Source organism: Flavobacterium ponti (genome assembly GCF_042652765.1).
Classification (GTDB): domain Bacteria; phylum Bacteroidota; class Bacteroidia; order Flavobacteriales; family Flavobacteriaceae; genus Flavobacterium; species Flavobacterium ponti.
Genome location: NZ_JBHSGW010000004.1, coordinates 381108 through 403066, shown reverse-complemented (window position 1 = coordinate 403066; position 21959 = coordinate 381108). Strand labels below are relative to the sequence as shown.

Annotated in this window: 15 protein-coding genes; 7 read left to right on the top strand and 8 right to left on the bottom strand. The window is 29.2% G+C overall.

The annotated features are described in order from the left end of the window. Positions 1 to 55: 55 nt before the first annotated feature. From secDF to gyrB, 4 genes are all read right to left on the bottom strand, one after another. Complete coding sequence (secDF, locus tag ACFO3U_RS07225; protein WP_379739866.1) at positions 56 to 2992, bottom strand: protein translocase subunit SecDF; 2937 nt, start codon at positions 2990 to 2992, stop codon at positions 56 to 58. Between the two features lie 184 nt (positions 2993 to 3176). Next, on the bottom strand, positions 3177 to 4109 hold the full coding sequence (gene mdh / locus ACFO3U_RS07220; RefSeq protein ID WP_338377104.1) for a malate dehydrogenase: 933 nt from the start codon (positions 4107 to 4109) through the stop codon (positions 3177 to 3179). A 27-nt stretch (positions 4110 to 4136) separates the two neighbouring features. Next, positions 4137 to 5141: a DUF6588 family protein gene (locus ACFO3U_RS07215; protein ID WP_379739863.1), complete on the bottom strand. Its 1005-nt coding sequence runs from the start codon at positions 5139 to 5141 to the stop codon at positions 4137 to 4139. Between the two features lies 1 nt (position 5142). Beyond that, the gene (gene gyrB, locus ACFO3U_RS07210; RefSeq protein ID WP_379739861.1) at positions 5143 to 7086 is read right to left on the bottom strand and encodes a DNA topoisomerase (ATP-hydrolyzing) subunit B; all 1944 of its coding nucleotides are present in this window, start codon (positions 7084 to 7086) and stop codon (positions 5143 to 5145) included. 418 nt (positions 7087 to 7504) lie between these two features. On the opposite strand from gyrB, the gene ACFO3U_RS07205 reads away from it, so the two are divergent. Beyond that, positions 7505 to 8362 (top strand): OmpA/MotB family protein, encoded by an 858-nt coding sequence (locus ACFO3U_RS07205; RefSeq protein ID WP_379739858.1) that lies wholly within the window; start codon positions 7505 to 7507, stop codon positions 8360 to 8362. Positions 8363 to 8443: 81 nt separating this feature from the next. Here the strand turns inward: ACFO3U_RS07205 and asnB are convergent, their stop codons facing one another. The 4 genes from asnB to ACFO3U_RS07185 form a co-directional block, all read right to left on the bottom strand. Next, the gene (gene asnB / locus ACFO3U_RS07200; RefSeq protein ID WP_379739855.1) at positions 8444 to 10117 is read right to left on the bottom strand and encodes an asparagine synthase B; all 1674 of its coding nucleotides are present in this window, start codon (positions 10115 to 10117) and stop codon (positions 8444 to 8446) included. A 190-nt stretch (positions 10118 to 10307) separates the two neighbouring features. Beyond that, a complete protein-coding gene (locus tag ACFO3U_RS07195; protein WP_379739852.1) occupies positions 10308 to 11249 on the bottom strand; it encodes a hypothetical protein in 942 nt (313 codons plus the stop codon). 10 nt (positions 11250 to 11259) lie between these two features. Next, positions 11260 to 13014, bottom strand: a complete 1755-nt coding sequence (locus ACFO3U_RS07190; RefSeq protein WP_379739849.1) for a TonB-dependent receptor — start codon at positions 13012 to 13014, stop codon at positions 11260 to 11262. A 31-nt stretch (positions 13015 to 13045) separates the two neighbouring features. Then, complete coding sequence (locus ACFO3U_RS07185) at positions 13046 to 16060, bottom strand: tetratricopeptide repeat protein (protein ID WP_379739846.1); 3015 nt, start codon at positions 16058 to 16060, stop codon at positions 13046 to 13048. A 176-nt stretch (positions 16061 to 16236) separates the two neighbouring features. On the opposite strand from ACFO3U_RS07185, the gene ACFO3U_RS07180 reads away from it, so the two are divergent. The 6 genes from ACFO3U_RS07180 to ACFO3U_RS07155 all read left to right on the top strand — a co-directional run bounded on the left by ACFO3U_RS07180 (position 16237) and on the right by ACFO3U_RS07155 (position 21943). Continuing rightward, entirely contained in the window at positions 16237 to 16920 is a 684-nt protein-coding gene (locus ACFO3U_RS07180; protein ID WP_379739843.1) for a cell division ATP-binding protein FtsE, read from the top strand. Positions 16921 to 17496: 576 nt separating this feature from the next. Next, the gene (locus tag ACFO3U_RS07175; RefSeq protein ID WP_379739840.1) at positions 17497 to 18207 is read left to right on the top strand and encodes a hypothetical protein; all 711 of its coding nucleotides are present in this window, start codon (positions 17497 to 17499) and stop codon (positions 18205 to 18207) included. After that, positions 18198 to 19352, top strand: a complete 1155-nt coding sequence (locus ACFO3U_RS07170) for a glycosyltransferase family 2 protein (RefSeq protein ID WP_379739837.1) — start codon at positions 18198 to 18200, stop codon at positions 19350 to 19352. Before ACFO3U_RS07175 ends, ACFO3U_RS07170 begins: the two co-directional genes overlap by 10 nt. Continuing rightward, entirely contained in the window at positions 19339 to 19887 is a 549-nt protein-coding gene (locus tag ACFO3U_RS07165; RefSeq protein ID WP_379739834.1) for a methyltransferase domain-containing protein, read from the top strand. Before ACFO3U_RS07170 ends, ACFO3U_RS07165 begins: the two co-directional genes overlap by 14 nt. Before the next feature lie 7 nt (positions 19888 to 19894). Further along, positions 19895 to 20995: a glycosyltransferase gene (locus tag ACFO3U_RS07160; protein ID WP_379739831.1), complete on the top strand. Its 1101-nt coding sequence runs from the start codon at positions 19895 to 19897 to the stop codon at positions 20993 to 20995. Positions 20996 to 20998: 3 nt separating this feature from the next. Further along, entirely contained in the window at positions 20999 to 21943 is a 945-nt protein-coding gene (locus tag ACFO3U_RS07155) for a glycosyltransferase family 2 protein (RefSeq protein ID WP_379739828.1), read from the top strand. The last annotated feature ends 16 nt before the right edge of the window (positions 21944 to 21959 follow it).

The following is a 21959-nucleotide window of genomic DNA, read 5'->3' as shown; positions in this document are numbered from 1 at the left end:
AAAAAAAAGTCCTGAAAATTTCAGGACTTTTTTCTATATAATTGAGATAAAATAACTACTCTTCTTTTTTGAATTGAGCCATTTTTAATTTCTCTTTATCACTCATTGAATCTCTCATTACTGGAGTTGCAACAAAAAGCGAAGAATAAGTTCCGACTAAAATACCAACAAGAATAGCAAATACAAATCCTCTGATAGTTTCACCACCTAAGATAAAAATTGCTACTAATACTACTAATGTTGTAGCAGATGTATTGATAGTTCTACTTAATGTTGTATTGATAGCTCTATTTACTAAACCGTCAAAATCTGATGTTGAGTTGTAATCTAAATATTCTCTAATACGGTCAAATACAATTACCGTATCATTTAACGAATAACCAATTACCGTTAAGATAGCTGCAATAAATGCTTGGTCAATCTCCATGTTAAAAGGCAAAATTGTATAGAAGAAAGAGAAAATCCCTAATACAATGATAACGTCATGAGCAACTGCAACAACAGCTCCAAGTCCAAATTGCCATTTTCTAAATGAAATCATTAAGTAAAGGAATACAATTAACAAAGATCCAGAAACAGCCCAAATAGAGTTTGTTTTGATATCTTTAGAAATAGTACCAGATACTTTTGAAGATTGCATGATACCAATATTCTTACCTTCATAAGAAACTACAAAATCTTCATATTTTAAATTAGCTGGTAAATATTTCTTTAAAGCTTCATATAATTTTTCATTAACTTCTTTATCAATTCCTTCACCTTCTTCATCTACTTTATACTTTGTAGTGATTTTTAATTGATTATCATTTCCGAATACTTTTGCTTCAGCACTTCCAAAAACAGCTACTAAATCTTTAGTTACTTCTGGTGCATTTACCGCTTTATCAAAACGTACTTGGTATGTTCTTCCTCCTACGAAATCTGTTCCTAAGTTTAATCCTTTTGTAAAAATTGAGAATAAACTAAATGCTATTAATAAACCTGAAATTACATAAGCAATTTTTCTTTTTCCTAAGAAATCAAAATTCAAATTTTTGAACCAGTTTTTAGTAATAGATGTTGAGAATGCTAATTTTTCACCTTTAGAAATACTCCAATCTAAGAATATTCTTGTGATAAAAATAGCCGTAAATAATGATGTTAAAATACCAATAAGTAAAGTAGTAGCAAAACCTTTAATTGGTCCTGTTCCTAAGAAGAATAAAATTAATGCAGTTATAAAAGTAGTAACGTTAGCATCAATGATAGATGACATTGCTCCTTTCCAAGTATATGAATAATTTACTGCTTCTTCGGTTGTTTTACCTGAATCAAGTTCTTCTTTAGCTCTTTCAAAGATAATTACGTTAGCATCAACTGCCATACCAATTGTTAAAACGATACCAGCAATACCAGGCAAAGTTAATACAGCTCCAAAACTTGCTAATACACCAAAGATGAATAATATGTTTACTAATAATGCTAAGTTAGCATAGAAACCTGTTTTACCATAGTAGAATAACATCCATAATAATACTAAAGAGAAACCGATGATGAATGACATCATACCACTTTCAATAGCTTCTTTTCCTAAAGATGGACCCACTACATCTGATTGTAAAATTTCAGCTCTTGCAGGTAATTTACCAGCTCTTAAAACGTTAGCTAAATCCTTAGTCTCTTCGATTGTAAATGAACCTGAAATTTCAGAACTACCTCCAGAAATTGCTCCTTTTGAAACACCTGGTGCAGAATATACTGTGTTATCTAATGTAATTGCAATTGCGTTTCCTTGTTGAGAAACTTCTCCTGTCATTTTTTCCCAAGCTTTTGCTCCAGCACCATTCATTTGCATACTTACTGCTGGTTTCCCCAATGCATCATAAGTATCAGTAGCATTTGTAATTACACCACCACTAATTGGAGCCACATTTTCTCTGTTTCCTTTTAAAGCATATAATTCAGTAATATCTGGAGTTTTGTCGTTAACTTTTCCCCAAACAAACTTAACATCTGATAGTTGACTTGGTAATAAAGCTTTGATATCACTTCTTTTAAAATAAGAATTGATTTTTGCTGTATCAGAAAGTTTTGCATAACCAATTACTGAAGTTCCTGGTTGTTGGTTAATTTGAATTTTTTCAAATAATGGATTAGATTCAGTAGCTGTTGAATCAGCTTTATCTACTAATAAAGAATCAATTCCTTGTGAAACTGTTTCTTTAATATCTTTTTCTTTAACTTCTGTTTTCTTTAAAGCTTCATTAACTGAAACTATATATTGAGCAACTTCGTCAATTTTGTACGTTTCCCAAAACTCTAATTGAGCTGTTCCTTGTAATAATTTTTTAATACGATCTACATCTTTTGCACCAGGTAATTCAACTAAAATTCTACCTGTTTCCCCTAACATTTGAATGTTTGGTTGTGTTACACCAAATTGGTCAATACGTTTTCTTAATACTTCAAAAGCACTTTCAACTGATTTAGAAACTTCTTGTTTGATTAATGGCTTAACTTGGTCGTTAGTCATATCAAATTTAATAACCTCATCTAATGCTCTAGTTCCAAAAATTTCTGGACTTGCCATCTTAGTATTTGATGCTGCAGCTTCTTTGTCAAATGTTTCAAAGAAAGCATCTAAATAAGTTTGGTTTCCTTTTTGATTTTTTGCAGTTTCAGCTAAAGCTTTATTAAAAACTGGGTTTTTAGTATTATTAGCTAATCCTCTTAAGATATCTTTTACAGATATTTGAAGAATAACATTAATACCACCTTCTAAGTCTAATCCCTTGTTGATTTGCTTTGCAACTACTTCATTGTAAGTATTACCTAAGTATACTTTTTCTTTACCTATAGAATCTAGGTATTTTTGCTCTTTTGCGAAATCTCCATTTGCATAAGCTTTTGCTTTTTCTGCATAACTATTGGCTACGTAAGTAAACGTTAATTGATAGATACATGCAATAGCAAAAATTATTGCGAAAAATTTAATAAGTCCTTTATTCTGCATTATTCAAAAAATTAATTATTGTATTTTAAAAAACGGACAAATATATAATATACAATAGGATTAAACAATTTTATTTTGTACTAATGTTAAAATAATCCTATAATATAAAAAGTATTTCCCAATTTATATTTCATAAAAAAGGCTGTTAAAAAATAACAGCCTGATTTTTATCTATTTAAGAAAATTATAATACCGATTTTAAATCCGCATTCATGTTTCTTACTGCATCTGCACTTTTTGCAAATAAAGCTTTTTCAGCATCATTTAATTGAACATCAACAATTTCTTCCACACCATTTCTACCGATGATACATGGAACACCAATACAAATATCGCTTTGTCCATATTCACCATCTAACATAACTGAACATGGTATCATTCGTTTTTGATTATTTAAGATAGAATCTACTAAAAACGCTACAGAAGCTCCTGGAGCATACCAAGCTGAAGTTCCTAATAAACCTGTTAATGTTGCACCACCAACCATTGTTGAAGCAGCCACTTTGTCCATTTCTTCTTGAGACATGAAGTTAGAAACTGGAGAACCATTGTAAGAAGCTAATCTTGTTAGAGGAATCATCGTTGTATCACCATGACCACCAATTACCATTCCTTGTACATCATTTGATGGTTTTTGTAGTGCTTGTGATAAGAAATATTTGAAACGAGAACTGTCTAAAGCTCCACCCATTCCAATAACTCTATTTTTAGGTAAACCTGTTGCTTTTAAAGTTAAATAAGTCATTGTATCCATAGGATTAGATACAACAACGATAATTGCATCAGGAGAATGTTGTAAAATATTTTCGGCTACTGATTTTACTATTCCAGCATTGATTCCAATTAATTCCTCACGAGTCATTCCTGGTTTTCTTGGAATTCCTGAAGTAATTACTACTACATCAGATTTAGCCGTTTTTGAATAATCATTTGTGCTTCCAGAAACTACAGTATTAAAACCTGTTGTTGTTGAGCACTGCATGATATCCATTGCTTTTCCTTCAGCAAAACCTTCTTTGATGTCTAATAAAACTACTTCGCTTGCAATTCCTCTGTAAGAAATAACATCTGCGCAAGTAGCACCTACATTACCAGCACCTACAATTGTAACTTTCATATTTGTGTTATTTATGTAATTATTAAATTAAAATTCGTATTGTAATGAAATATTTGTGTTTACAAATTTACCAAAAGCAAGCGTACCTTGCACAAAAAATTTGCTAAATTGATATCTTCCCGAAAATTCTCCTATCAAATTTCTTTTGGTTTTGCTCAAATCTTTCATTCTTTCATTTAAAATATCTTGTAAAGGAATAATTTCTTCAATACTTCCTTTTTCTCCATCAAACTTATAATTGAAATCACTTATATTAAAAATAACTCCCCAAATTACTTCTAAATTTTTATGTGTTTTAGAAATATTAATTTGAGTTTGATAAGTATCAATGCTACTTCCTAATGAATTAATTCCTAATGTTCCAAAATCAGATTGAATATCAACAAAATCAAAACTTAAATTTTCTTTTGAATAAGCCACTAAAGCTGATAAATGAATTGATTTATTGAAATTTTCTGAAAAATATTGATCCAAATTGTGTTTTAAACCAGCACCGTAAACTTGATAATCTCCTTTTTTAAGTTGGGTTTTTGGTGAGAATTTCACTAAAAGTTCTGTTCCATACCATAATCCAACTCCAGCTTGAAGATATGGATAAAAAACGGTTTCTTCATTAACTCCTTCTGGTGATTTTAAACGCACTTCAGAACCACCTAAGTCACCAACTAAAGAATATTGTTCATCATTCCCTAAAGCCGTTGGAACAACAGCACTATTTTGTCCTTCGATAGAAAAAAACTCAAAATCACTATTACTTGCTATAAATGTTCTATCTGCTTTTGGCACAAAAAATAAATTGGCATTAATTCCAAAAGTAACTTCCCCTAACTCCTTCTTCTTAGTTGATGTAACCCAACCTGATGAAGCTTGATAAACAGCACCATCAGTTGCAGGAGTTATGTATTTATTTGAATACAAAAGGGCATCATTAAGCAGATACCCTATTTGTTGAAATACTTCAGTGTCTTGTGCTTTTAATTGACTAGTTGTCAGAACTACTAAGAACAAAAAAAGCTTAACAATTTTATTCATCTTAAGCATCAATATTAGCGTAAGCTGCATTTTTCTCAATAAACTCTCTACGAGGTGGAACCTCATCTCCCATTAACATTGAGAAAATTCTATCTGCTTCTGATAAACTATCAATATTCACTTGACGTAAAGTTCTAAAATCTGGATTCATGGTTGTATCCCATAATTGTTCAGCGTTCATCTCTCCAAGACCTTTGTATCGTTGGATAGCTGCTGAACCTCCTAATTTTTGATTGATTAAATCTCGTTGATCATTTGACCAAGCATATTCTTTTTTATTACCTTTTTTAAGTAAGTATAAAGGTGGAGTAGCAATATAAACGTGACCTCCTTCAATTAATTCCTTCATAAAACGGAAGAAGAAAGTTAAAATTAGAGTAGAAATGTGACTACCATCGACATCGGCATCACACATAATCACTACTTTATGGTATCTTAATTTAGAAAGATTTAGAGCTTTAGAATCTTCTTCTGTTCCAATAGTTACACCTAATGCTGTAAATATGTTTCTAATTTCTTCGTTTTCAAAAACTTTATGTTGCATCGCTTTTTCAACATTCAAAATCTTACCTCTCAAAGGCAAAATAGCTTGAAATGCTCTATCACGACCTTGTTTAGCTGTTCCACCTGCTGAATCTCCCTCGACAAGGAAAACTTCACATTTTGCTGGATCTTGCTCTGAACAATCAGATAATTTTCCAGGTAATCCACCACCACCCATAACGGTTTTTCTTTGAACCATTTCACGAGCTTTTTTAGCAGCGTGACGAGCTTGAGCAGCCAAGATTACTTTTTGAACAATAATTTTAGCATCATTAGGGTTTTCTTCCAAATAAGCTTCAATCATGTCTCCAACAGCTTGAGAAACTGGAGAAACTACTTCTCTATTTCCAAGTTTTGTTTTGGTTTGCCCTTCAAATTGTGGTTCTGCAACTTTAACTGAAATAATTGCTGTTAATCCTTCACGGAAATCATCTCCAGAAATTTCAAATTTCAATTTATCTAACATTCCCGAAGCATCTGCATATTTCTTTAAAGAACGAGTCAAACCTGTTCTAAAACCTTGTAAATGTGTTCCTCCTTCGTGAGTGTTAATATTATTTACGTAAGAAAAGATATTTTCAGAATAACTTGTATTATAGATTAACGCTACTTCAACAGGAATTTCACCTTTATCTGTATCCATTGAAATTACATGACCAATAATTGGTTCACGATTAGCATCTAAATACCTGATGTATTCTTTAAGACCTTCTGTAGAATGAAAAACTTCAGAAACATAGTTTCCTTCTTCATCTTTTAATCTTTTATCTGTGAAAGTAATTGTGATACCTTTGTTCAAGAAAGACAATTCACGCATACGAGCCGATAAAGTATCATAAGAGAATTCAATAGATTGTGTAAAGATGGTATCATCTGGATAAAATGTAACGATTGTTCCTCTTTTATCAGTTGTTCCAATTTGTTTTACAGGATAAAGAGCTTTACCTCTTTCGTATTCTTGCTCGTAAATTTTTCCGTCAGCACTATGAACTGTCGCACGTAATTTATTTGATAATGCATTTACTACAGAAACTCCAACACCGTGAAGTCCTCCAGAAACCTTATAAGAATCTTTATCAAATTTACCTCCAGCACCAATTTTAGTCATTACAACTTCTAGAGCAGAAACTCCTTCTTTTTTATGAATTCCAACAGGAATACCACGACCATTATCTTCTACTGAAACCGAACCATCTTCATTAATATCAACTCTAATTGTATCACAATGACCTCCCATTGCTTCATCAATTGAGTTATCTACAACTTCATACACCAAGTGATGAAGTCCTCTAACACCTACATCTCCAATATACATGGAAGGACGCATTCTTACGTGCTCCATTCCTTCTAAAGCCTGAATACTATCAGCTGAATAATTATTCTTCTTGTTTTCTTCGCTCATATTTTATCGCTTATAATCTCATTTTTATTAAACAAACAAATATAGTCAATCGAACAGAGAAAATGGCTAAAAAGCACCTTAAAATGATTTTAAGTTATCAACATTTGTTAATTTCTACAAAGTTGTTTAAATCGAATAAAAAAGGGCAAAAATTGGATTTTAATTCAATTTTGTCTTGCTTTAAAATTGCATTTTGAAGAAAGTGTCTTAAAACTGATATTATAGCTTCGAGTTTTTTACAGAATTTAACATTTTTTAAGCTATGTGTGATTAATTATTTATGTTTTTGAAAGCCAGATTATTATAACATTAATAAATCTTAAATTATTCTAAAAATCCATAGTTGACTAATACAAATCTACAATATAACCAGTTTTTACTCGTTTTAGACAACATAAATCAAAAAAAACAAAAGATTATGAAAAAGATTTCAATTTTTATCGTTACGGGAATATTGCTATCAAGTTGTGTTTCTAAAAAAAAATATGTTGCGCTAGAAAAAGAAAACGGAGAAGTTAAAAGTCAACTTCAAAAAGTGCAAGTAGAGAAAGAAAATTTAGATGCAAAATTTTCTGAAATTCAATCTAGAGTTGACAGTTACAATTCTAAAATTAATTCTTTAACAGAAGAAAATAATGCGAAATTAGTTACAGTTGGTGAAGATATCGTTATATCTAACAATGTTAGAAATAAAATGATAGCTACCTTACAGAATGTTGATCAAATTGAATTAGCTAAAGCTAGAACGTTAAAGGATTCTATGAACTTAGCTATTGCCTATAATTTACGTAAGTCATTAAAAGAATCTAACATGACGGAAGACAATGACATAGCAGTAAATATTGACAAAACTGTTGTTATGATTACTATCTCAGATGAACTTTTATTTAATTCTGGAAGTTATCAAATTAGCAATAAAGCAAATAAAATTTTAAAAAAGATAGCTGACGTTATTAATTCAGACGAAAGTTTAGATCTTATGGTTGAAGGTCATACTGATGACAGAAAAATGGTTGCTGGTTCTTATTTGAAAGACAACTGGGATTTAAGTGTACTTAGAGCAACATCTGTGGTTAGAAAATTACAGAATAGTTATAAAGTAGCTCCAGAAAAATTAATTGCTTCTGGTAGAAGTTATTTTCAACCATTAGTATTAAACGATACTAAAGCTAACAGAGCTTCAAATAGACGTACACGTATTATTATTTTACCAAATATAGATAAGTTTTTTGCTTTAATGGCAGATTCTGATCCTACTGTTCTAAAGGTTGAATAAAAAACATTAAATATTAGTGAATTAAAAACACTTGTAAAATCGTTTTACAAGTGTTTTTTTTATAAACTCTAAAATCAATTATTACTGTTTCACATAAGCATCTGTATGCACTTTTGCTACTGCTCTACCTGAAGGATCATTCATATTTTTGAACGCTTCATCCCATTCTAAAGCTATTTTTGTACTACAAGCAACACTAGCTTCTTGCGGAACACTTAAAGCTGCAGCATCACTTGGAAAATGTTCTGTAAATATTGAACGGTAATAATACTCTTCTTTAGATGTTGGAGTTTGAATTGGAAATTTATATTTTGCATTGGCTAATTGTTCATCTGAAATTTCTTTGGCAACTACTTCTTTTAAAGTGTCAATCCAACTATACCCTACTCCATCACTAAATTGTTCTTTTTGTCTCCAAGCTACACTTTCTGGTAACATATCTTCAAAGGCTTTTCGCAAAACCCATTTTTCCATACGTTCCCCATTAATCATTTTGTCTTGTGGATTGATTCGCATTGCAACATCCATAAACTCTTTATCTAAGAATGGTACACGACCTTCAATTCCCCAAGCTGCTAAACTTTTATTGGCACGAAGACAATCATACATATGTAATTTACTTAATTTACGAACTGTTTCTTCATGAAATTCTTTTGCATTTGGTGCTTTGTGAAAATACAAGTATCCTCCAAATAATTCATCTGAACCTTCACCAGAAAGAACCATTTTAATTCCCATAGATTTGATAACACGAGCCATTAAATACATTGGAGTTGAAGCACGAATTGTAGTTACATCATAAGTTTCAATATTGTAAATCACATCTCTAATTGCATCCAAACCTTCTTGAATAGTAAACTTAATTTCATGATGAATTGTTCCTAAATGATCGGCTACTTTTTGAGCTGCTGCCAAATCTGGAGAACCATCTAACCCAACTGCAAAAGAATGTAGTTGTGGATACCAAGCATCTGATTTACTATCTGACTCAATTCTTTTTTGAGCATATTTTTTGGCTATAGCTGAAGTTATGGAAGAATCTAAACCACCTGAAAGCAAAACTCCATAAGGCACATCACTCATTAATTGTCTTTTTACGGCTGCTTCTAAAGCTGTTTTTATTTCAATGATACTTGTTTCGTTTTCTTTTACAGCTTCAAATTCTGTCCATTCTCTTTTGTACCATTGCACAAATTCTCCGTCTTTACTAGACATATAATGTCCTGGAGGAAATAATTGGATTTTTGTACAAACTCCTTCTAAAGCTTTTAATTCGGAAGCAACATAAAATGTTCCGTGTTCGTCCCAACCTATATATAAAGGTATAATTCCCATATGGTCACGAGCAATGAAATATTCATCTTTAGCTACATCATAAATAGCAAATCCGAAAATTCCGTTCATTTCATCTATAAAGTGAACTCCTTTTTTTTGATATAAAGCTAAAATGACTTCACAATCGCTTTCTGTTTGAAAATCATATTTACCTTCAAATTGTTTTCTTAAGTCTCTGTGGTTGTAAATTTCTCCGTTGGCTGCTAAAACCAAACTTTTATCTTTTGTAAACAAAGGTTGTTTTCCTGAAGCTGGATCAACAATAGCTAAACGTTCGTGAGCCAAAATTGCTTTTTCATCGCTATAAATTCCACTCCAATCTGGTCCACGATGACGAATTGTTTTTGACATTTCCAAAACTTTAGGTCTTAAGGTTTCAGCTTTTTGTTTTAAATCGAAGGCACATACTATTCCGCACATAATTATATTGTTTAATCGTTTATTTGTGAAACTGTTTAATTGTTCAACAAAACTGGGAATAAATGAAGTGTATTGAAACTAAAAAATTAATTTTAGTTATAAATTAAAATTTTAAAGCTTGTTTTAGTGTAAAATTATAACTTAAAAGGAGTTGGTAATATCGTTTTATTAAAATTTTAAAATAAAAATATTATTCAACGGATTGAATTTTATATGTTGTGGTATTTATTTGGAATTCAGAACCTACTTTGTTTCCCATTAACTTTAGACCTAATGGTGATTGTGGAGAAAGTGCGAAAATATCTTTATTTTCAATAGTGATTTTTGGCAAAGCTGCACTTACAAAGAAATAAGTTTCGTTCGCTTTAACTAAACTTCCTAAAGCTACTACATTGTGATTTTGAGCAGCATCAATTTTGTCTAAAATGGCTTTTTGTTCTAGAACTTCTTTTAATTTTTGAGTTAGTTTTTCTTGTTCCAAATGCATCATTGCCAATGCTGTTTCGTGTTTATCACCAGCTGAACCTTTGGCATCGTTTTGTGCATCAATAGCTAAATCTGAAATCATTTTTTGGAACGTTTCGATTTTTTCTTGAACTATGGATTTGTATTGCGAAAGTATTTGATGTTTTGTTGGCATTTGAATTATAATATTATCACTTGAAGGGTCCACCAAATTAAGCTTGGTATTTCTATTAATTTTAAAATATCTTTTTCTTATAGATTTTACTTCAGAATTATTAGTTGGATGATTATCTGTACAAGTAACACCAATGCAAAAACCTAAATTCCAACCAGATTCCAATTCTATATAATAACCAAACCCTGAATGTTTATATACAGAGTCCCTTAAAACTTTTGATATATTTTTCCACTTTGTACCAACTTTATAACCTTCAATAGTTTCAAATTTCTCATCATATGTAGTTAAAGCAACTGTGTCCGAATTACCTGTTAATTGATATGAAAAAGTAATATCATCAATTGTCATTTTATGAATTTCTCTTCCTGTTTGAGCATCAAAAACTTTATTAGGATATTTAATTGGGAGTTTTGTATAATTCGAATGATTTTTAATTTTACAACTAGTCAAACTTAAAATTAGAAAAGATAGTAAGAAAAAAATTCTCATTTAAGTTATATTAAAAATCAAACTTATAATTAGCTCCAATCATAACTTGAATAGATTGTACTGGGAAGTTAACCCAACGTTGGTAATTTTGACTTGCTAAATTGTTTCCTTTTATGAAAGCTGTTAATCTTTCGTTGTATTTGTAACCCACATGTGCATTTAAATCAAAATAACTATCTAATGTAACAGTTTGTCTGTCATAGATTGGTGGAAAAACAGCAGCGAAGTTTGGTGCTGACACTTGGTCTTTTCTATCTCCAACAAAGAATACTTTTGCACCAGCATACCATTTTTCTGTAATATTAAAATCTACTGATGAAGCTAATTCAAACTGAGGTAAATTCCAAGCTTCTTGCTCTTCATCCACAGAATAATTATTATAAGAACCACTAATTCCGAAAGAAACATTTTTAGAAAAATCAGCTTTCAATTCTGCAAAACCTGTGATTGTTTTTACGTTGTCATAAGCTATATCAAATGAGTTTCCAAAAGCATATCCTTCAGTATTTGCAAAAATTGGATCATAAGAATTACTTGTAAATAAAGCTTTTGCTTCTTCATCTTTGTAAGATGCTCTCAAATTAAATGAAACTGAATTCGATAATTTACCCTTTAAACCTCCATAAATATCATATTTTTGATTGGTTGGAGAAACAAATAGCGTTGGAGAAACGAATGGATTTACATCTACAAAATCAGCATAAGAATTTTGACGCAACGTTCCTTCTGCTCCAGCATAAGCAGTTAAAATTTCTGGAACTAATTTATAAGAAGCTTTAATATTTGGGTAAATAAAAACATTACTATCTGAAATTCCATCCACTTTTTGAGTGCTATAAAAAACTGAAGCACCAAATTGAACTGAATAATCATCTTCTTGCAACAAAATACTCGGACTAACTCCAAAATTAATTGTACTGTATTTGTAAGACTCATCAAATGCTAAACTTCTGTCAAAACTTCCTCCAACATAATCAACGATTACATCTAAGTTTATTTTTGTATTCATAACTTCAAATGAAGTTTCAGGTTTGATGTAAAATCTATTTTCACCAGAACCTAATGCATCCGAAAAACGTTTAAATAATAATGTTGAATTATCTAAAAATCCATCTTTCATTCCAAGTTTTCCACCTAATTGAATTGTGTTATATGATTGTTTTTCTTTAATTGAGTTTAAAGCTGTTTCATCAAACACAATGTATTCTGAAGGCAAACCATACCAATTACTAACTTGATTTTTGTACCCTAAATCTACATTGTAATGCAAATCTTTATCACGACTACCATAAGTTACATCTGCACTCGTTGTAGCAAATTGGTTATCCAAAACAACACCATCAATATCACCTTGTGAAGACAAATGACGAATCATTCCACCAACATACTCACTTCTGCTGATGTCTTCTGTGATGAATAATTCTGCATTGATTGTTAGGTAATTTCCTAAACCTAAAGTCGCATAATTTTTGAATAATTTTTCTTTTTTAGCTTTTTCAACATCAGCTGCTTTTCCTTTTGCTGGTGTAAATGTTGAAGCTACTGGAAATGAAAAAATAGAATATTCAATTTTCTCTTTTTGTACCTCTACATCATCTTCAAAAGTTGGAGTTTCTTTTACTTTAAAGGCATCAGAAATTGTTGGACTATAAGGTTTCACAATGTTCACTACTTCTGAACCTAAATTTTCATCTTTCTTTTGGGCTAACCCAAATTGGAATGAAAAAACTACTGCAATTAGAATTATATTTTTTAAATATCTCATTTCGATTTATATTTTAATAAAGCTTAATTTATTACTCTTGAATTGATGAATTACGTTTTGCTTCTTCTGATTTTATTTTGGCTAATTCGTCTTTAGCTTCCGTTACAACATCTTCATATTGAGCATAGTTATCAATAACACTGTCTAAGATTGTTGTTGCCTGAAAACTATCGTTTAATTTGAAATAATTTTTAGCCATAACAATTAAACTTTTAGCTGCAAAATATTGATAACCTGAATAGTCTTTTGCATATTTTTCTACAACTTTGTTTGAATCAGCATATTTTCCTTCTTTGTTTTTGAAATATGCATCGTAGTATAATGCTTCAGCAGCTAGTTCCCCTTTTGCAATTTTTTGCAGGTTTTGGTAAGCTACTTTAGCTTTATCTTCATTTCCTGTTTTAATCGCAGAACGAGCTACAATGATTTGAGCATCACTTTTTACTCTATCTTCAATTTTTTCGTTAGCTAATACTTTATCTGCATAAGTCACAGCGTTTGCATACTCTTTTTTCTCATAGTAAGACTTCATCAAATTAGATTGAGCAAATGTGATGTTTTGAGGAAAATCAGCTTCAGTTTCTAAACGTTTTAAAACTGGAATTGCTTTGTCAAATGATTTTGCTTTCAAATAAACTTGTCCTAAACGTGCTAAAGCTTGTTCAGTGAATTCACTTCTTGGTTTGCTGATTACAAATTCATAATGTTTGATTGAATTGCTTTCTAAACCATCTGCATAATATAACTGAGCCAAATAGAAATTCGCTTTTAAAGCATGAAGTCCATTTGGAAAACTTCCTAAATAAGATGTAAATCCTGAAACTGCTTGTTTGCTGTTATTCATTAAATATTGTTTTTCAGCGGATTCATAAGTTGTATTATCTAAATCCGCATTTGAAACTTCAATAAAGTTTAATGTTTTAACCCAAGCAGCATATTCATCCACTCTTCCGTTGTCAATATATATTAAACGAGCTGTTGAAACTGCTTCTAAAGCTTCTGGAGAATTTGGAAAATCTGCAGCAACTTTTTTGAATTTTGCAATTGCTAAATCTTCTTTTCCATTATTGTAATGAATTAAACCTTGTTTCAAAATAGCTTTTGCTAAATATGAACTCGTTTTATATCCATTAATTAATTTATCAAATGTTTGAATGGCTTTATCTATTTTGTTTTCGTTTACATAAGTATTTCCTAATTCATACAAAGCATCATCAGCATATTGTGATTTTGGATATGTTTTTGAGAAATTTTCTAAATCTTCAATTTTTCTATCATTTTTACCTACAAAACCATAGCTAATTCCTTTTTGGTAAGCAGCATAATCAGCATCTGGACTTTTTAATTCAGTCACTTTATTGTAAGCATCCATAGCTGGCCAATATTTTGCTGAAATAAAATTACAATCACCTAAACGCAAATAAGCATCTGTCAAACGTGTTTTATCATTTTTGTTTTTTGCTATGTAATTTCCAAAACTTGTAATGGCATTGTCGTATTCTTTTAATTTAAAATAAGTGTATCCTAAATTATAATCAATGTTTGTGTTTTCTGGAGTTGAAGCTGCTGCACTACTGTTTTGAAATTGCTTGAAAGTGATTTTTGCTTCATTGAATTGGTCCAAATTATATTCTGTTTCCGCTTTCCAGAAAAGAGCTCTTGCTGTAAATTTTGGGTCTTTATTTTCAGCTATAGCTTTTTTAAATAACCCTAAAGCTTGTGCATTATCACCATCAGTATATACTTCTAAACCTCTGTAAAAATTTGCCAATTGATAGGCTTGACGGTTTTCTGGAGATTTGTTTTTTTCCAAAAGCACCAAAGCATCTTTATAATTTTTTGAAGTAATGTATGAACTAATCAACAAATTATTGATTTCTTGCTTGTAAGATGAATTAGGATATTTCGTCAAATAACCTTGAAGTACTTCTGGTGTACTTTTAAAAGAATTTCCAATTTCATAACTCAATTTAGCATAATTTAAATAAGCATCTTCTTGAATTTTTAAGTCAAATTCCATTTCAGAAGCAGTTTTAAATGCTGTTAAGGCTTGGTTTTTCTTTCCTGTATTTAAGTAACATTCTGCTAAATGATAATATGCATTTTGAGCCACAGCATCGTTTCCTCCAATTATTTTATTAAATTGAGAAATGGCTTTTTCATAATCTTTTTGTTGATAATACGCATAACCTAATTGGTAATAATCCGTGTTATTCCATTTTCCTCTATTTCCTCTATAATCTTCTAAATAAGGAATTGCTTTGTCATATTGTTTTAAATTAAAATAACTTTCTCCAATAATTTTTGATAATTCGCTTATTTCAGTTCCTCTTGATTTTGTCAATTGAGCTAAGCCTAAATCAATGGCTTTTTGAAAATTTCCTAATTTGAAATTCATATCAGCTTGAAAATAACCCATTTTTTCTTTGTAACGATCTTGGTCTGATACTTTGTCAAAATAATCATTTGCTTGCTTATAATCGTCTGTTTCGTATGCCAAATAACCTAGATAATATTTTGCTTGGTTACCATATTCTTTAGAATTGACAACTTTATTGAAATAGTTAGTTGCTTCTTTTACATTTTTTGCAGTAAAATAAGCATATCCTTTTTGGAAATTGAATTTTTCTCTTTCTGAAACTGTTAGACCACTTTCATCTACTTTGTCAAAATATTTTAGTGCTTGTGGATAATTACTTTGGTCAAAATAATAATGAGCTACTTCAATATAGGCTTGATTTTGCTTTGTACTTGTTGGATAATTTTCTACAAAATCTTCCATCAATTGATCAGCACCCATTTGATTTAAACGAATAGCACAATTAGCAATATAATAGGCACAATCAGCTTTTACATCAGAACTGGAAACCGAATTAATTACTTTATCAAAAATAATTTGAGCAGATTGATATTGTTTGTCTTTGTACAATTCAACCGCTCTATCAAACTCTTTTAATTCATGTGAATAAATGGCTGTTTGCTGAGCCACAATAAAAGTCGTTTGAAAAAATAGTAATAAGTAAAATATGTGTTTTGTAAGCTTCATTTTATTCCAGTTTTAGAATCTCAAATATAAGTTATATATGAGTACTAACGAGTGAATGATAGTTTATATTGTGAACAAGGTTTTAAACAAATTTGTTATTTTTTTACAATTGGCTGATATTATTTTGAATAGAACTTTACTATTATTACTTTTACAAATTAAATCATATAAAAATCATGGCAGAAGCTATCCTTACTTTACAAGACGCAGCAATTTATCAAGAAAACAATAGGGTTTTAAACAACGTAAACTTAGAAGTTAAACGTGGTGAATTTCTTTATTTAATTGGAAAAACTGGAGCTGGAAAAAGTAGTTTTTTAAAAACGTTATATGGAGATTTGTCTTTGTTAGAAGGTGAAGGAAGTATTGTTGAATATGATTTAAAAAAACTAAAAGAAAAAGATATTCCTTATTTGAGAAGAAAATTAGGAGTTGTTTTTCAAGATTTTAAATTGTTACCGGACAGAAATATTCATGAAAACTTATTGTTTGTTTTAAAAGCAACAGGTTGGAAAGAAAAAGCGGAAATGAATTTAAAAATCGAAGAAGTTTTAGACAAAGTTGGGATGAAAATGCAAGCTCACAAAATGCCTCATCAAATTTCTGGTGGAGAACAACAACGTGTGGCAATTGCAAGGGCTTTGTTAAATGACCCTGAATTAATTTTAGCCGATGAACCAACAGGAAATCTTGATCCTCAAACGTCTGTTGAAATTATGAATGTTTTAAAAAACATCAACGAAAACGGAAAAACCATTTTAATGGCTACTCATGATTATGCCTTAATCATGAAATTCCCTTCTAAAACGTTGAAAGTAGAAGACGGAACTATTTTTGAAGTGGTGCAAAGAACGGTTTAAAGTATGATTAATAAAAATAATTATTTTAAAGTTTTTTATTTTATTGTTATAATAATTACTGTTTTATTTGTTTATAGTAACGAAACAATTATAAAGCCAGACTCTGAAGGTTACTTAAATGCATCAATAATTAGAAGTTTTGGTTATCCTTACTTTATCAAAATTCATAAATTTTTATTTACTCATAACTATTTAACAATTATTAAATATTCACAATTGTTTTTAATTATTAGCAGTTCATTAGTATTTATTAAAACCCTTCAGAAATATCTCATTACTAATAAAATATATTTATTTTTATTATTTATAACACTACTTTTACCAATCTTTTTTGAAACTAAGATTGCCAATTCAATTTTATCAGAAGGTATATCTTATTCACTTTATTTAGTGTTTTTAAGTATTTTCTTTACAATAATTTTCTCCAAAGAGATAAAAACAAAACATTACTTTTTTGCAAGTTTGATCTTGTTTTTATTAATAAATAGCAGAGGGCAGTTTTTGTTTTTAATTCCTTTACTACTTATTGTTTTAGCTTTAAAGCATTACAAAACAAGATTTCAATTTAAAAAAATATTGACGCTATTTGTTTTTATAATAACCATTCCTGTTTTAAGTATTTTATCTGATAAAATCTACCATAAAGCAGTACACAATCATTTTGTTTCAACTCCTTGGACAGGCATTCAATTGGCTGCTTTACCAATGTTTATATCACAAGAAAATGATTCTATTCTATTTAGTAATGAGGTAGAAAAAAGATACTTTTTGCATGTATATAAAAAACTAGAAAACGAAAAACTATTATTGAGTCAATTAAAAAAAGAGGATTATGATTTTGCTTTTTACCATAAAAACTACACCTCTATTTGCAATAAAACCCTAAGTAATTATGGTGAGTTATTTTTTGTAAATGATAAACAAGTAAATAGAATATTAAAGAATGATAAAATAACAGCTAAAGTTGCATTGGTACTTTTTAAAAAACATTTTATAAAATGGACTGCTTTTGTTTTTAAAAATTTATATAATGGGTTTTACTCTATTAGCAACTTACTCCTATTTATTTTTTTGATATTAATTTCTTTTCTAAATTATTTAAAGACAACAAAAAAAATATTTTTAATTTTATTAATTTTTGGATTATTGACTTTCTTCAATTTACTTTTAATATCAATTGTTGAACCTATAATTGGAAGATATATTTTTTACAATAATTGGGTTTTATTTGTTATCATTGCATATCTCTTAGAAAAATCAACCTCAAATTTAAAAATATGGAAGTAGAGTTATCTATAGTTATGCCTTGTTTAAATGAAGCTGAAACTTTAGAAATATGCATTCAAAAAGCCTCTAAATTTTTACAAATAAATAATATACTAGGAGAAATAATTGTTGCAGATAATGGTAGCACTGATGGGTCTCAAAAAATTGCATTAACTAATAATGCTGTTGTTATTAATGTAGCTCAAAAAGGATATGGAAATGCCCTAAAAGCAGGTTTTAATGCAGCAAAAGGCAAATATTTAATTATGGGTGATGCTGATGATAGTTATGATTTTAGTAATTTAAATCCTTTTTTAAAAAAATTAAGAGAAGGAAATGATTTGGTGATAGGAAATAGGTTTAAAGGTGGAATTGAAAAAGGAGCGATGCCTTTTTTACATAAGTATCTAGGAAATCCAGTTTTGTCATTTTTAGGAAAATTATTTTTTAAAATTAAAATTAATGACTTTCATTGTGGCTTAAGAGGTGTTTCAAAAGAAGCCTATCAAAAAATAAATGTAAAAACTACAGGAATGGAATTTGCTTCTGAAATGATTGTAAATGCTTCCTTACAAAATTTAAAAATAATTGAAGTTCCTACCACATTAAAAAAAGACGGAAGAACTAGAAAACCACATTTAAAAACTTGGAGTGATGGATGGAGACATCTTAGATTTTTATTGCTATTCAGTCCAAATTGGTTGTTTCTAATTCCGGGTTTATTAATGATGATTTTAGGTTCTTTACTTTCATTAATTCTACTATTTAATCCCATTCAAATTGGCACAATTATTTTTGATATTCATACTTTATTATTTTCATCAAGTTTAGCCATAGTTGGATTTCAATTTGTGATGTTTTATGGACTGACAAAGGTTTTTGGAATTACTCAAAACTTATTACCCAAAAGTAAAAGATATGACACTGTTTTTAAATACATTCAACTTGAAAAAGGCCTAATTATTGGATTTTTATTAACCTTAACGGGATTATTATTGAGTGTATATGGTTTTTATGTTTGGCAAAACCATAACTTTAAAGCTTTACAGGTACGAGAAACCATGAGAATTGTAATTCCAGCAGTTTCTTTAATTGTAATTGGAATTCAAGTAGTATTATTTAGCTTTTTCTTTAGCATATTAGATTTAAAAAATGAAAAAAATTGATTATATTCTTCAAAATGAACGTATAAGACAAGCTAAAAAATGTATTGTTGGAAACTCAATTTTAGATATTGGTTGTCATCATGGAGAATTGTTTGAAAGCCTTTTAAAGACCCGAAAAATAACTGGTGACGGAATTGACGATGTAATAAAAGCTGTTGTTTTAAAAGAAAATTACACTTTATATCCTGGATATTTTCCGCAAGATTTTAAAAGCAATAAAACCTATGATGCCATAACATTATTAGCCGTTTTAGAACATATTCCTATTGAAAAAACTAAAGAAAATGCTGCATTATTTTATAAATTATTGAATGATAAAGGAAGAGTGATAGTTACAATTCCTTCTAAAAAAGTTGATGCTATTCTTTCTATATTGTTATTTTTTAAATTAATTGATGGAATGGATTTAGAGCATCATCAAGATTTTGACAGAGAAAACATTAAAGAAATTTTCATAAACAACGGTTTCAATTTAATTAAAGAAAAAAGGTTTGAATTAGGTTTAAATATTCTATACGTTTTTGAAAAAAAATAGCAAAAATATGAATCCATCAAAAACAATCGTCATTTCTGGAATAAATGTTGTTGATAGTGGAATACTTTCAATAATGACTGATTGTTTGAAACAACTGGAAAGATATGCTTCAGACAAAGATATTAAGATAATTGCTTTAGTACATAGTAAAGAGTTATTCTCAATTGAAAATGTTGAATATATTGAGTTTCCGAAATCAAAAAAATCTTGGTTTTCTAGATTATATTATGAATATTTTTATTTTAAAAAATTATCCAAAGAACTCAATGCTGACATTTGGTTTTCTATGCATGATTTATCTCCAAATGTAACTGCCCATAAAAAATTCGTTTATTATCACAATCCTTCTCCGTTTTATAAATTAAGTAACAGAGAATGGTTTTTGGGGTTTAAAATTGGTTTTTTTTCAAAATTTTATAAATATATAACTCAAATAAATATTCATAAAAACAATGCTGTTTTTGTGCAACAAAACTGGATTAAAAATCAATTTAAAGAATGGTTTTCTCTTCAAAATTGCAAAGTTGCATATCCAGAAACAAAAGTTGTCATTGATAAAAGCAAAATTGATTTGGACCACAAAAAGGTCAACTTCTTTTACCCAAGTTTTCCAAGAATGTTTAAGAATTTTGAATGTATTTGTGAAGCTATATTGCTTTTACCTAAAGATATTCAAGATAAATTAGAAATTCATTTTACTATTTCTGGAAATGAAAATAAATATGCTAAATCTATATTTGATAAATATTCAAGATACAATTGTTTTAAATTTATTGGAAAACTTAACCGAAAAGAAGTTGCAGGTTATTATGAAGCAATGGATGCTTTAATTTTTCCTTCAAAACTTGAAACTTGGGGTTTGCCTTTGACGGAAACCAAAGAGTTCAATAAACCTATTTTTGTTGCTGACTTACCTTATGCAAAAGAAACTGTTGGAAAATATGATAAAGTAAGTTTCTTTGATCCCAAAAAACCAATTTCTTTGTCTGAAAAAATAGCATTATTTCAAAATAATGAATTAGTGTACGATAAAACTACTGCACCAAATAAACCTGATTTTGTAGGTTGGAATTCCGTTTTTGATTTTATATTTACGGATAATTTATAAGTTATGCCTTTTTTTACTGTAATAATTCCATTATATAACAAAGAAAATTATGTTGAAAATGCTTTGAAAAGCATTCTCAATCAATCTTTTACGGATTATGAAATTATTATTGTAAACGACTGTTCAACAGACAAAAGTATTTCTAAAATTGAATCTTTTTTATCTGAAAGGATTTCTTTGATTCATCATGAAAATAACAAAGGTTTATCTGCTACAAGAAATACAGGAATTCAAAATGCGAAAGCTGATTATATTACCTATTTAGATGCAGATGATTTGTGGAAACCAACTTTTTTAGAGACAATTCATCGCTTAATTATTAATTTTCCTGAAGCTAAAATATTTGGCACTAATTATGAAGAAATATATGGTGATAAAATCTTAAAACCATTTAATAATTCAGACACTTTAGCCCATGATTTTGAAGGAATTATTGATTTTTTTAAAATTAATATTAAACAAGGAATTTACAATCATGGTTCGGTTTGTTTTCATAAATCTGTTTTTGAAAAAGTAGGATATTATGATGTGCAAATAAGGTTTTCTCAAGACATTGATTTTAATATTCGTGCTAATTATTTTTTTAAGCTTGCTTACAGTAACACTAATCAAATGAGTTACTTTATGCAAACAGACAACCAAATTACACGAAGTTCTATTTTACACTACCAAATTCCAGATTATGATAAATATGAGCATTGGGCAAAATCAAATATAGATTTAAAAAAACAATTGGATTTTTTACGATATGTTTTGGTAAAAAAACTCAAAAAAGATGGTGATAAAGTACTTTGGAAAAAAATTATCAAACCCATTCAGTTAAAAAATCTAAATTGGAAACAAGTTATATTATTATATTTACCTAAAAAAAGTCTTCTCTTTCTAGATAAAATCAAAATGGAATTAATGAATAAAGGAATTAAAACAGCTACTTATTCAAATAGGTAGCTGTTTTAATTGATTA

Excerpts from the sequence above, each read along its gene's own strand:
- gyrB (WP_379739861.1), bottom strand. The coding sequence starts at position 7,086 with ATGAGCGAAGAAAACAAGAAGAATAATTATTCAGCTGATAGTATTCAG.
- ACFO3U_RS07155 (WP_379739828.1), top strand. The coding sequence starts at position 20,999 with ATGCCTTTTTTTACTGTAATAATTCCATTATATAACAAAGAAAATTAT.
- ACFO3U_RS07190 (WP_379739849.1), bottom strand. The coding sequence starts at position 13,014 with ATGAGATATTTAAAAAATATAATTCTAATTGCAGTAGTTTTTTCATTC.
- ACFO3U_RS07215 (WP_379739863.1), bottom strand. The coding sequence starts at position 5,141 with ATGAATAAAATTGTTAAGCTTTTTTTGTTCTTAGTAGTTCTGACAACT.
- secDF (WP_379739866.1), bottom strand. The coding sequence starts at position 2,992 with ATGCAGAATAAAGGACTTATTAAATTTTTCGCAATAATTTTTGCTATT.
- ACFO3U_RS07165 (WP_379739834.1), top strand. The coding sequence starts at position 19,339 with ATGAAAAAAATTGATTATATTCTTCAAAATGAACGTATAAGACAAGCT.
- ACFO3U_RS07180 (WP_379739843.1), top strand. The coding sequence starts at position 16,237 with ATGGCAGAAGCTATCCTTACTTTACAAGACGCAGCAATTTATCAAGAA.
- ACFO3U_RS07170 (WP_379739837.1), top strand. The coding sequence starts at position 18,198 with ATGGAAGTAGAGTTATCTATAGTTATGCCTTGTTTAAATGAAGCTGAA.
- ACFO3U_RS07160 (WP_379739831.1), top strand. The coding sequence starts at position 19,895 with ATGAATCCATCAAAAACAATCGTCATTTCTGGAATAAATGTTGTTGAT.
- asnB (WP_379739855.1), bottom strand. The coding sequence starts at position 10,117 with ATGTGCGGAATAGTATGTGCCTTCGATTTAAAACAAAAAGCTGAAACC.
- ACFO3U_RS07185 (WP_379739846.1), bottom strand. The coding sequence starts at position 16,060 with ATGAAGCTTACAAAACACATATTTTACTTATTACTATTTTTTCAAACG.
- mdh (WP_338377104.1), bottom strand. The coding sequence starts at position 4,109 with ATGAAAGTTACAATTGTAGGTGCTGGTAATGTAGGTGCTACTTGCGCA.
- ACFO3U_RS07195 (WP_379739852.1), bottom strand. The coding sequence starts at position 11,249 with ATGAGAATTTTTTTCTTACTATCTTTTCTAATTTTAAGTTTGACTAGT.
- ACFO3U_RS07205 (WP_379739858.1), top strand. The coding sequence starts at position 7,505 with ATGAAAAAGATTTCAATTTTTATCGTTACGGGAATATTGCTATCAAGT.